15 protein-coding genes are annotated in these 10,639 nt (G+C 52.1%); 6 read left to right on the top strand and 9 right to left on the bottom strand.

Going from position 1 to position 10,639, the window contains the following annotated elements; all coding sequences use genetic code 11:
• Positions 1–247: 247 nt before the first annotated feature.
• Entirely contained in the window at positions 248–802 is a 555-nt protein-coding gene (locus IM304_RS22020; protein ID WP_176609351.1) for a gamma carbonic anhydrase family protein, read from the top strand.
• Here IM304_RS22020 and IM304_RS22015 read toward each other — a convergent pair.
• Genes IM304_RS22015 through dprA form a run of 6 tightly spaced genes read right to left on the bottom strand, consistent with a single transcriptional unit; the run spans position 778 to position 4,561 of the window.
• The gene (locus IM304_RS22015) at positions 778–1,026 is read right to left on the bottom strand and encodes a DUF1488 domain-containing protein (RefSeq protein ID WP_193356739.1); all 249 of its coding nucleotides are present in this window, start codon (positions 1,024–1,026) and stop codon (positions 778–780) included. The genes IM304_RS22020 and IM304_RS22015 overlap by 25 nt on opposite strands.
• The gene (gene aroE / locus IM304_RS22010; protein WP_193356740.1) at positions 1,023–1,841 is read right to left on the bottom strand and encodes a shikimate dehydrogenase; all 819 of its coding nucleotides are present in this window, start codon (positions 1,839–1,841) and stop codon (positions 1,023–1,025) included. The genes IM304_RS22015 and aroE overlap by 4 nt, the downstream gene beginning before the upstream one ends.
• A 4-nt stretch (positions 1,842–1,845) precedes the next feature.
• The gene (gene tsaC / locus IM304_RS22005) at positions 1,846–2,418 is read right to left on the bottom strand and encodes an L-threonylcarbamoyladenylate synthase type 1 TsaC (protein ID WP_148422732.1); all 573 of its coding nucleotides are present in this window, start codon (positions 2,416–2,418) and stop codon (positions 1,846–1,848) included.
• A complete protein-coding gene (locus IM304_RS22000; RefSeq protein WP_193356738.1) occupies positions 2,411–2,965 on the bottom strand; it encodes a type I DNA topoisomerase in 555 nt (184 codons plus the stop codon). Before IM304_RS22000 ends, tsaC begins: the two co-directional genes overlap by 8 nt.
• A 26-nt stretch (positions 2,966–2,991) precedes the next feature.
• A complete protein-coding gene (gene smg / locus IM304_RS21995; RefSeq protein ID WP_148422734.1) occupies positions 2,992–3,465 on the bottom strand; it encodes a DUF494 family protein Smg in 474 nt (157 codons plus the stop codon).
• Positions 3,437–4,561: a DNA-protecting protein DprA gene (gene dprA, locus IM304_RS21990; RefSeq protein WP_193356737.1), complete on the bottom strand. Its 1,125-nt coding sequence runs from the start codon at positions 4,559–4,561 to the stop codon at positions 3,437–3,439. The genes smg and dprA overlap by 29 nt, the downstream gene beginning before the upstream one ends.
• A 127-nt stretch (positions 4,562–4,688) precedes the next feature.
• On the opposite strand from dprA, the gene def reads away from it, so the two are divergent.
• The 5 genes from def to mscL all read left to right on the top strand — a co-directional run bounded on the left by def (position 4,689) and on the right by mscL (position 9,468).
• On the top strand, positions 4,689–5,198 hold the full coding sequence (gene def / locus IM304_RS21985; RefSeq protein ID WP_006812188.1) for a peptide deformylase: 510 nt from the start codon (positions 4,689–4,691) through the stop codon (positions 5,196–5,198).
• Between the two features lie 25 nt (positions 5,199–5,223).
• Positions 5,224–6,171: a methionyl-tRNA formyltransferase gene (gene fmt, locus IM304_RS21980; RefSeq protein WP_193356736.1), complete on the top strand. Its 948-nt coding sequence runs from the start codon at positions 5,224–5,226 to the stop codon at positions 6,169–6,171.
• Positions 6,172–6,223: 52 nt separating this feature from the next.
• On the top strand, positions 6,224–7,510 hold the full coding sequence (gene rsmB, locus IM304_RS21975; RefSeq protein WP_193356735.1) for a 16S rRNA (cytosine(967)-C(5))-methyltransferase RsmB: 1,287 nt from the start codon (positions 6,224–6,226) through the stop codon (positions 7,508–7,510).
• A gap of 22 nt (positions 7,511–7,532) precedes the next feature.
• Positions 7,533–8,909, top strand: coding sequence for a Trk system potassium transporter TrkA (trkA, locus tag IM304_RS21970; RefSeq protein WP_148422738.1), 1,377 nt, complete (start codon positions 7,533–7,535; stop codon positions 8,907–8,909).
• A 145-nt stretch (positions 8,910–9,054) separates the two neighbouring features.
• Positions 9,055–9,468 (top strand): large-conductance mechanosensitive channel protein MscL, encoded by a 414-nt coding sequence (gene mscL / locus IM304_RS21965; protein ID WP_148422739.1) that lies wholly within the window; start codon positions 9,055–9,057, stop codon positions 9,466–9,468.
• Here the strand turns inward: mscL and IM304_RS21960 are convergent, their stop codons facing one another.
• Genes IM304_RS21960 through IM304_RS21950 form a run of 3 tightly spaced genes read right to left on the bottom strand, consistent with a single transcriptional unit; the run spans position 9,469 to position 10,537 of the window.
• On the bottom strand, positions 9,469–9,684 hold the full coding sequence (locus tag IM304_RS21960; RefSeq protein WP_148422740.1) for an alternative ribosome-rescue factor A: 216 nt from the start codon (positions 9,682–9,684) through the stop codon (positions 9,469–9,471).
• A 56-nt stretch (positions 9,685–9,740) separates the two neighbouring features.
• Positions 9,741–10,166, bottom strand: coding sequence for a Zn(2+)-responsive transcriptional regulator (gene zntR / locus IM304_RS21955; protein ID WP_193361505.1), 426 nt, complete (start codon positions 10,164–10,166; stop codon positions 9,741–9,743).
• 2 nt (positions 10,167–10,168) lie between these two features.
• Entirely contained in the window at positions 10,169–10,537 is a 369-nt protein-coding gene (locus IM304_RS21950; protein WP_148422741.1) for a DUF1992 domain-containing protein, read from the bottom strand.
• Between the last annotated feature and the right edge of the window lie 102 nt (positions 10,538–10,639).

Raw genomic sequence — 10,639 nt, 5'->3', positions numbered from 1 at the left:
TTTTTCTCTTCAACCGACCGGGTTGTTTGTGAAGTGATTCACATCCGCCGTGTCGATGGAGGCGCATTATAGGGATCCCAGTTTTTAGCACAAGTACTTTTTAGATCTTTTTTTCCAACTGATGATTTTCCGTGCTTTTCGCTGAAATCCCGCCCGATCCGCTTAAAAATTGACGCATTTTGCCTTGCCTCGATCCCCGAATACGATCAAAGTCTTCTTTATAGCGTTCATCTGTATCGAGGTAGATATGTCTTCAGTATTACGTCCCTATAAAGATCTGTTCCCACAGAAAGGCGATCGCGTGATGATCGATGCCAGCAGCGTGGTCATTGGTGATGTTCGCATGGCCGATGATGTCAGCATTTGGCCGCTCGTGGCGATCCGCGGCGATGTTAACTATGTAGCTATCGGTGCACGCACCAATATTCAGGACGGCAGCGTACTGCACGTCACGCATAAATCGTCCTACAACCCGGAAGGCAATCCGCTCATCATCGGGGAAGACGTCACCGTCGGCCATAAAGTGATGCTCCACGGCTGCACGATCGGTAACAGAGTTCTCGTTGGGATGGGATCGATTTTGCTGGATGGCGTGACGGTAGAAGATGACGTCATGATTGGTGCTGGAAGCCTTGTTCCGCAAAACAAACGCCTGGAAAGTGGCTATCTCTATTTAGGCAGCCCGGTAAAACAGATCCGCCCCTTAAAAGAGGCGGAAATCGAAGGTTTGAAATATTCAGCGAACAATTACGTAAAATGGAAGAATGACTATCTGGATCAGGATAACCAGACCCAGCCCTGATCGTCTTCCTGCCCATCGCGGATTAAATCGCTGGCTTCCTCTTCAAGATCCCAGCGATTTTCGCAAAACACCGCCAACGGATCTGAACCATCAAAGCGCTGGAGCAGCGCGTCCCTTTTAATTGCACAGGTCAGCTGCATTCCATGCACCAGCACCGGGAAGCAGACCGCTTGCCTGCTCTCATCCCAGATTTCTCTGTCGGGAAAATGAATCGCCTGATTCACGCTGTCAGTTCCTGTTTCAGCTTTTCGATAACCGGTTCTACGGCTGGCAACACGCCGTGCCACAGCAGCACCGCATGTGCCGCCTGCCCCACCAGCATACCGAGGCCATCAGCCAGATGTTTTGCACCCTGTTGCTCACACCAGGTCAGAAAAGGCGTCTTTCCTGATTGATAAAACATGTCATAGGCGTAGATATGGGAATGTATCAGGCTCGCGGGAATTGCCGGGATCTCTCCATTTATGCCGCTGGAAGTGGCATTGATGACCAAATCGAATTCGTGCCCCGCGAGATCATCCAGCGCTACCGCGGTTACGCTGCCCGTATGTTCGAACAATGTCGCCAGCGCTTCTGCTCTGGAGAAGGTACGGTTGGTTATTGTTACCGCGCAGCCCAGTGAAAGGAGAGGAAGCAATACACCGCGCGACGCTCCCCCCGCGCCGATCAGCAGGATCCGAAAGCCTGGTTTGATAAACGACAATCTTTGCAGATCGCTAAGTAAACCTATGCCATCGGTGTTATCACCCAGAAGGCGACCATCTTCAAGCCGCTTAAGCGTATTGACGGCGCCTGCGAGCGACGCCCGCTCGGTCAGTTCATCCGCACGCCCGAAAGCCTCTTCTTTAAAAGGCACCGTAACGTTCGCACCTTTACCGCCAGCATCAAAAAAAGCGTTCAGCGTCGGTATAAATGCATCAACGGGCGCAAGGACCCTGCCATACGGATGATCTATCTGCAACTGCCCGGCGAACAGCTGATGAATCAGAGGCGACTTGCTGTGTGCAATCGGATTACCAAAAACAGCATAGGTTTCCATCATATTACCCCTGGCGAAAACGTTCGCCGGTTAAGGCGTCGCGAATTTCCGACGGGTTAAGACGACCACCGGTTTCACCCACGGCGACCGGGAAATCATTCCCGAACTGCGCCAGAACGTCTTCCGTAGTACGGCAAGGAGGAAGACCGGTCAGGTTGGCGCTGGTTGAAACCAACGGTTTGCCAAACGCCTGACATAACTCCACCACCAGCGGATGGTCGGTTACACGCACCGCGAGCGAATCGAAACGGCCCGTTAACCAGCGCGGCGTAGTCGGTTGCGCAGGAAAAACAAACGTCACGGGACCAGGCCACGCAGAGAAAATGGTTTCCCGCTGTGCAGGCGTCAGCATGGAATCATCAATATAAGGCTTAAGCTGCTCGTAATTCGCAGCGATCAAAATCAATCCTTTTTCCACAGGCCGCTGTTTAAGTGCCAGCAACCGGCTTACGGCGACTTCGCTGTCAGGATCGCACCCGACCCCAAAAACGGCTTCTGTTGGATAGGCGATGACTTCTTCTTTTTTCAGAACTTCCACCGCCTGCGCGATGGAGCCTGATGGCAGGTTATTATTCACTGATTTGATCCGCCGAAACCGGCTTTCCACATTGTTTACTGGCGCAAAAGCGTTTCATGCCTTGCGCCGTTTTCTTCTCTATAAGTAACGGATAATCGCAATGAGCGCAGACACCCGCTACTGGTTTGAAATTGATAACGAACTGGCATTCAGGATAGCGATCGCATGAATGGAAGGTCTTACCATAACGGGAGCGGCGCTGCACCAGTTGCCCACGCTGGCACTGAGGGCAGGCAATTGCCGTCTCATCTGGCTTATCAATTTGTTCCGTATGTTCACATTCCGGGTAACGACTGCATCCGATAAACATCCCGAAACGTCCCTGCCGCAGCGCAAGTTCCCCTCCACAGAGCGGACAGAGTTGCCCCTCCAGAATTTTAACAATATGTCCGTCCGCCTGGCTTTTCAGGGGACGAACATAATCACATTCCGGATAGTGTGAACAACCGAGAAACGGACCGTGTTTCCCGGACCGAATAACAAGTTCAGCCCCACACTGTGGGCAGGGCTCGTTTTTATGCACCGTGAAGAGTGCTGATTTGGCCATAACAACTCTTGTTGCTGCACATTGAATTAATGCAGCATACCTTCATTCACTTCAAAGAGTAATTCTTCCATTTGCTGATAGGCGTTTTCACAGCCTGGAATGTTGAACAGAACCATCAGGATCACCCATTTCAGATCTTCCAGTTCAAATTCTGCTGTATCCAGCGCCATAACGCGCTCTATCACCATTTCTCTCGTTTCGAGGTTTAGCACCTGAATCTGCTCAAGGAATAAAATAAATCCCCGGCAGCTGGCATCCAGCCTTTCACACTCTTCAGCTGTATAGATGCGCACAGACAATGGGTCAGAAGCAAGCTGCATCGGTTCGGCGAGGCCGTCCTGATAATCAGCCAGCTTATCCAGCCACATCAACGCATTATAAATATCTTCCCGCTCAAAACCTGCGTCGGTCAGATCCCGTGTTAATTTGTCCTGATCCACGTGCATTTCTGCTTCGTTGTGGATGTAAGTCTCAAACAAATACATCAGTACGTCGAACATGGCATGCCCTCCTTAATCGGACATAGCCGCCGGGTACAGCTGCGATCCACCCTGCTAACTCCAGTTCGAGTAGCTGTGCTACCGTTACTGGCACAGGTTGGCCGGCACGTTCAGCGACAACGTCAACAGGTGTTACCTCATCTCCTACGTTAGCCAGGAGCTTGGGAAATGGCAATGCTACTGCCTCCTGATCTGATGAAATATGTCGCTTTTGAGGTTCATCCTGCAGCCAATGCAATCCGTACTGCAAATTTTCCAGGATATCCTCTTTACAGGTAACCAGCGTCGCCCCCTGCTTTATCAGCCAGTGCGGGCCTTCGCAGCCGGGGTTGCCAATCGGGCCGGGTAACGCAAAGACCTCACGCCCCTGCTCCAGCGCGCACCTTGCGGTAACCAGCGATCCGCTGCGAATTGCAGCCTCTACCACCAGCACGCCCAGGCTTAACCCACTGATGATCCGGTTACGCCGGGGAAAATTGCCCGGCCAGGGAGAGGTTGAGAGCGAAAATTCAGAGACGATTGCCCCCTCTGCGGCAATAAGTTGCTCAGCCAGCATTTGATGACGATGCGGGTAGAGACTGAACAGACCATTCCCCAGCACGGCAATACTTCGCCCTTTTGCCGACAGCGCCGCGTGATGCGCCACGCCATCGATGCCGCAAGCCAGGCCGCTGGTGATGGTAAATCCACATTGAGCGAGTTGTTCACTGAGAATTTTCCCCCACCGCTCGCCGTACCACGAGGGCGCACGGCTACCCACAACTGCAAGCTGCACGCTATTGAGCGCATCGACGCTGCCTCGCACAAATAGCGCCCCCGGAAAGTCGGGGATAGTTCGCAACAAAGGCGGAAAGCGAGGATCATCAGCCGTCAGCAGGTGATTCTCCGCCTGGTCCAGCCATTTCAGGCTACGTTCAAGTTCACCCTCACTAAATGAAAAAAACTTTCCGGCCTGTTTGGCCGACAGCCCTGCGTCTCTGACAGCGTCGGCATCAACACACGTCTGGCGAAGCAGCCGCTGGGCGGTTTCCAGCATCGCATCACCACATAACGATCCGATGTTTATAAGCCTTAACCATATCTCTGTGGGCGTCATCCTTTTCCCTGCCATAAGCAGCCTCAGCAATCTTTGCGATTGGTCACTGATGCTGTCAATCGACCGGGGATTTGTCTAGAATAGAAGTAATATTCTTATCAACTCCTGAACACGACTCTGGAAATTTATGGCAGTTTTGCAAGTGTTACATATTCCTGACGAGCGCCTTCGCATCGTCGCGGAACCGGTTAAAGAAGTGAATGCAGAAATTCAGCGTATCGTCGATGATATGTTCGATACCATGTACGCTGAAGAAGGCATTGGCCTTGCGGCGACCCAGGTAGACATTCACAAGCGTATTATCGTGATCGACGTTTCTGAAAACCGCGATGAGCGTCTGGTGCTGATCAACCCTGAGCTGCTCGAAAAAAGCGGCGAAACGGGCATTGAGGAAGGCTGCCTGTCTATTCCTGAACAGCGCGCTTTAGTGCCGCGTGCCGAAAAAGTGAAAATCCGCGCACTGGACCGCGACGGCAACCCCTTTGAACTGGAAGCCGACGATCTGCTGGCGATTTGCATTCAGCATGAGATGGACCACCTGGTCGGTAAGCTGTTTATCGATTACCTCTCGCCACTGAAGCAACAGCGCATTCGTCAGAAAGTAGAGAAACTGGACCGTTTGCGCTCTCGCGCATGACGTCCCCCCGGATACAAGGAATAACGTGTCTACATCACTACGTATAATCTTCGCGGGTACCCCTGATTTTGCAGCGCGTCATCTTGACGCGCTGTTATCGTCTGGACACCAGATAGTTGGCGTATTTACGCAACCAGACCGTCCGGCTGGCCGCGGTAAGAAGCTGATGCCAGGACCGGTAAAAGCCCTGGCAGAGGCGCATGGATTACCGGTGTTTCAGCCAGCCTCATTACGTCCTCAGGAAAACCAGCAGCTGGTGGCTGACCTGAATGCAGATGTGATGGTGGTTGTGGCTTACGGCCTCATTCTGCCAAAAGCGGTACTTGATATGCCGCGCCTGGGCTGCATTAACGTCCATGGTTCCCTGCTACCGCGCTGGCGCGGCGCGGCGCCAATTCAACGCTCTCTGTGGGCGGGTGATGCTGAAACTGGCGTCACCATTATGAAGATGGACGTAGGTTTAGACACTGGCGACATGCTGCTTAAACTGGCGTGTCCAATTACTACCGAAGATACCAGCGCCACGCTGTATGACAAGCTGGCGGAACTCGGCCCGCAGGGGCTGATTGAGACGTTACAGCAGCTTGCTGACAATACGGCTAAGCCTGAAGTTCAGGACGACGCGCTGGTGACCTATGCTGAAAAGCTGAGTAAAGAAGAAGCCCGGATCGACTGGTCCTTGTCAGCGGCCCAGCTTGAACGCTGCATCCGCGCCTTCAATCCATGGCCGATGAGCTGGATGGTGATTGATGAGCAGCCGGTAAAAATCTGGAAGGCTTCAGTGATAAGCGGCAATACGACGGCTGAACCCGGTACGATTATCGATGCCAGCAAGAACGGTATTCAGGTTGCAACCGCGGAAGGGATTTTGAATCTGGAATCGCTACAGCCGGCCGGTAAAAAGGCAATGAGCGCTCAGGATCTCTTAAACTCTCGTCGTGAATGGTTTATTCCTGGCAATCGCCTTGCCTGAACAACTTTCTTCTTAAGGCCCGGTGTTTCCGGGCATTTTTATTTTTACGGTTATGAAAAGACAAAATCTACGCACTATGGCGGCTCAGGCCGTTGAGCAGGTTATCGAGCAGGGCCAGTCATTGAGTAATGTTCTGCCGCCACTGCAACAGAAAGTCTCCGATAAAGACAAAGCCCTGCTTCAGGAGCTTTGCTTTGGCGTTTTGCGCACCCTCTCTCAGCTTGAGTGGTTAATCAATAAGCTGATGTCACGCCCGATGAGCGGCAAGCAACGTACCGTACATTATTTAATCATGGTCGGTTTCTACCAGCTTCTTCACACCCGCATTCCACCTCATGCTGCGCTGGCTGAGACAGTGGAAGGCGCCGTTGCGATTAAGAGTCCCCAGCTCAAAGGACTGATCAACGGCGTGCTGCGTCAGTTCCAGCGTCAGCAGGACGAACTGCTGGCAGAGTTTGCCCAAAGTGAAGCGCGTTTCCTGCATCCGGAATGGCTGCTCAAACGCCTTAAAAAGGCCTATCCGCAGAAGTGGCAAGAGATTGCTGAAGCCAATAATCAACGTCCGCCGATGTGGTTGCGCGTCAATCGTAACCATCATACTCGCGACGCGTGGCTGGCCCTGCTGGAGGAAGCAGGAATGAGCGGCTTCACGCACGATGCTTATCCTGATGCTGTACGTTTAGCCTCTCCCGCGCCAGTACATGCTTTACCCGGTTTTGAAGAGGGCTGGGTAACGGTACAGGACGCTTCCGCACAGGGCTGCATGACCTGGCTTGAACCGAAGGATGGAGAACAGATCCTCGACCTGTGCGCTGCGCCAGGCGGTAAAACAACGCATATCCTCGAAGTGGCGCCACAGGCCAGCGTAATGGCCGTGGACGTTGATGAGCAGCGCCTTTCACGCGTCTACGACAACCTTAAGCGTCTGGGGATGAAGGCGCAGGTTAAGCAAGGCGATGGGCGCAAACCCGCAGAGTGGTGTGGTGAAACCCGGTTCGATCGCATTTTGCTGGACGCCCCCTGCTCTGCAACCGGCGTCATCCGTCGTCATCCGGATATCAAGTGGCTGCGTCGCGATGGCGATATTAACGAACTGGCACAGCTGCAATCCGATATCCTGGATGCCATCTGGCCACATCTCAAACCCGGCGGAACGCTGGTGTATGCAACCTGCTCTGTACTCCCCGAGGAGAACAGCCAGCAAATTGCAGCCTTCCTGAAACGTACCCCTGACGCTGCCCTGCACGATACGGGCACGCCTGAACGTCCGGGCCTGCAAAACCTGCCGGGTGCAGAAGAGGGTGATGGCTTCTTTTACGCTAAGCTAATCAAAGAGTGATGTTGAGAACAGGTCACGAAAGATGAAAATTATCATTCTGGGCGCGGGTCAGGTTGGTGGAACGCTGGCCGAAAACCTCGTTGGTGAAAACAACGATATCACCATTGTGGATACCAACGGCGATCGGCTGCGCGTTTTGCAGGACAAGTTTGACCTTCGCGTTGTGCAAGGGCACGGTTCCCATCCGCGCGTCCTTCGCGAAGCGGGTGCGGACGATGCCGATATGCTGGTAGCAGTAACCAGTTCTGATGAAACCAATATGGTTGCGTGTCAGGTGGCCTACTCCCTTTTCAACACTCCGAACCGTATCGCTCGTATTCGCTCCCCGGACTATGTCCGCGATGCGGAAAAGCTGTTTAACTCAGAAGCGGTACCTATCGATCATCTTATTGCGCCAGAACAGCTGGTTATCGACAGCATTTATCGTCTGATTGAATACCCGGGTGCACTGCAGGTGGTGAACTTTGCTGAAGGGAAAGTGAGCCTGGCGGTCGTGAAGGCATATTATGGCGGCCCGCTGATTGGTAATGCCCTGTCCACCATGCGCGAGCATATGCCCCATATCGATACGCGCGTTGCGGCCATATTCCGTCACGACCGACCCATTCGTCCGCAGGGTTCCACCATTGTTGAAGCCGGCGATGAGGTCTTCTTTATTGCAGCTTCCCAGCACATCCGCGCAGTGATGAGTGAACTACAGCGTCTCGAAAAACCGTATAAGCGTATTATGCTGGTAGGCGGCGGTAACATTGGCGCAGGCCTGGCGAGACGGCTGGAAAAAGACTACAGCGTGAAGCTGATCGAGCGAGATCAGCAGCGTGCGGCGGAGCTGGCTGAAAAGCTTCAAAATACGATCGTGTTTTATGGCGATGCCTCGGATCAGGAACTGCTGGCCGAGGAGCATATCGATCAGGTCGATCTTTTTATTGCCGTCACCAACGACGACGAAGCGAATATTATGTCCGCGATGCTCGCTAAACGCATGGGGGCAAAAAAAGTGATGGTGCTTATCCAGCGTAAGGCTTATGTCGACCTGGTACAGGGAAGCGTGATTGATATTGCCATATCACCGCAGCAGGCCACCATCTCCGCCCTGCTAAGCCATGTTCGTAAAGCAGATATTGTTGGCGTTTCGTCACTTCGCCGCGGCGTAGCGGAGGCCATTGAAGCCGTCGCCCACGGGGATGAAACGACGTCGCGGGTCGTTGGTCGCGCTATCGACGAAATTAAACTGCCGCCAGGCACTATTATTGGTGCCGTAGTCCGCGGTAATGATGTCATGATCGCCAATGATAATTTACGTATTGAACAGGGCGATCACGTTATTATGTTCCTTACGGATAAAAAGTTTATTACCGACGTCGAGCGTTTATTCCAGCCAAGCCCATTCTTCCTGTAATGAATCGGGTGCTCGTACGAGAGCACCCTTTTATTAACCTTTTAATTCCCATGCCTTTTATTTTTCGTGGCGATTATTATCCCCAATGGCATTTGGCTAATCATTTGTTAAACTTATAGGCGTCAGCTGGCACAAGGAGAACATAATGAGTTTTATTAAAGAATTTCGCGAATTTGCGATGCGCGGGAATGTGGTGGATTTGGCAGTGGGTGTCATTATTGGTGCAGCGTTCGGTAAGATCGTTTCATCCTTAGTAGCAGATATTATTATGCCGCCGCTGGGACTGTTGATTGGAGGTATTGATTTTAAACAATTTGCCTTCACGCTTCGGGAAGCACAGGGCGACATCCCTGCGGTTGTAATGCACTATGGCGTATTCATTCAGAACGTATTTGATTTCGTTATCGTAGCGTTTGCCATTTTCATGGCCATCAAACTCATCAACAGACTCAACCGTAAAAAAGAAGAACCGGCTGCTGCTCCGCCAGCACCATCTAAAGAAGAAGTCTTGCTGACTGAAATTCGCGATCTGTTAAAAGAGCAGAACAACCGCGTTTAATCAGAAGACCGAAACAGGAAGGCCAGTGGTAAAAAAGCGATTCGCTTGCTTGCCACTGGCCTCCCAGTTACCCCGTTGTGCATGTTTTCCCTTACGCAGATAACTTCCTTTTCCTTTTTTATTCTTTTCAACACGCTGTCTGAAGAGCGGGTCGTGAAGCAGTGCCTCTATGGCGTTATCCTTAATTTGTCCCTTAGTGTGCTGATAGCGGCTCATAATTTCTCCTGAGCAAGTTAATGACGGCGGGAGTCTAGACCCTGGCTGATAAAAAATCAACAACCCTGAGTTTCACTACTGGCGCCCTGTTCAAGCGCTTCCAGTATAGAGCAATAAACGCTGCTGTGAGCGGTGCCGCAGCACGCATCATTTAACCTTTGCAGAGAACGCTGCATAGTCTGCAATTCCTGAATACGAGCTTCAACTTCTTCCAGACGTGCCTGAACGATGCTTTTGGATTCCTGACAGGTATGATGTTCAGGATCGATACGGATCGACAGCAGCTCGCGGATCGATTCCAGCGTGAAGCCGAGCTGACGCGCATAGCGAATAAAACGAAGGCGCTGGAGATCGTGATCCGTATAAAGGCGAAACCCACCTTCTGTTCTGATCTCATGGTCAATCATCTGCTGCTTCTCGTAATAGCGGATGGTATCCGGCGTTACGTTAGCGAGTTTCGCGAGTTCACCTATGCGGTACATCATCACTCCTCATTCATCTTCTGCATCAATCTTTCACTATACTCACCGTGTAAGAAGTCAGTATTCATGCCCGCCTGGCGAAGCTTTAGCTCAATGAGCGCCAGCCGGCGGCTGAGTTCTGCATATCGTGGGTCGTTCTTATGAATGCCTTTAAGCAAATCTGAAAGCTCAACCGCTTCATTACGTTGCTGAAGTTCAGGCGGTAAGCAGCCGGCATTCTTCAGCAAGCGATAACCGGCCCGTAATTCGGGCGCAATGTGCGAATCATCATCCAGTACTAAGGGCTCCCCACAGCCTGGGAGATTATCGAATTCGCCTTTGTGTTGGGCATCGCGAATATGGCGTTCTGCCCACTGATCAAGCAACCACATTATGTGCTCCAGGGGATGAACAAAATTGATACAGGTATTGTAGATAAGTGGGTATTCGACAGATATAAAAAAACCCGCCGGAGCGGGTTTTTTTACGTTACT

The organism is Enterobacter cloacae complex sp. P40C2, assembly GCF_014930695.1.
Classification (GTDB): Bacteria; Pseudomonadota; Gammaproteobacteria; order Enterobacterales; family Enterobacteriaceae; genus Enterobacter; species Enterobacter pasteurii.
This window is presented reverse-complemented; position numbering and strand designations above follow the sequence as displayed.

Coding starts and splice junctions, on each gene's coding strand:
- aroE (WP_193356740.1), bottom strand. CDS start 1,841: ATGGAAACCTATGCTGTTTTTGGTAATCCGATTGCACACAGCAAGTCG.
- mscL (WP_148422739.1), top strand. CDS start 9,055: ATGAGTTTTATTAAAGAATTTCGCGAATTTGCGATGCGCGGGAATGTG.
- zntR (WP_193361505.1), bottom strand. CDS start 10,166: ATGTACCGCATAGGTGAACTCGCGAAACTCGCTAACGTAACGCCGGAT.
- IM304_RS22020 (WP_176609351.1), top strand. CDS start 248: ATGTCTTCAGTATTACGTCCCTATAAAGATCTGTTCCCACAGAAAGGC.
- trkA (WP_148422738.1), top strand. CDS start 7,533: ATGAAAATTATCATTCTGGGCGCGGGTCAGGTTGGTGGAACGCTGGCC.
- IM304_RS21960 (WP_148422740.1), bottom strand. CDS start 9,684: ATGAGCCGCTATCAGCACACTAAGGGACAAATTAAGGATAACGCCATA.
- dprA (WP_193356737.1), bottom strand. CDS start 4,561: ATGACGCCCACAGAGATATGGTTAAGGCTTATAAACATCGGATCGTTA.
- IM304_RS22000 (WP_193356738.1), bottom strand. CDS start 2,965: ATGGCCAAATCAGCACTCTTCACGGTGCATAAAAACGAGCCCTGCCCA.
- IM304_RS21950 (WP_148422741.1), bottom strand. CDS start 10,537: ATGTGGTTGCTTGATCAGTGGGCAGAACGCCATATTCGCGATGCCCAA.
- rsmB (WP_193356735.1), top strand. CDS start 6,224: ATGAAAAGACAAAATCTACGCACTATGGCGGCTCAGGCCGTTGAGCAG.
- def (WP_006812188.1), top strand. CDS start 4,689: ATGGCAGTTTTGCAAGTGTTACATATTCCTGACGAGCGCCTTCGCATC.
- smg (WP_148422734.1), bottom strand. CDS start 3,465: ATGTTCGACGTACTGATGTATTTGTTTGAGACTTACATCCACAACGAA.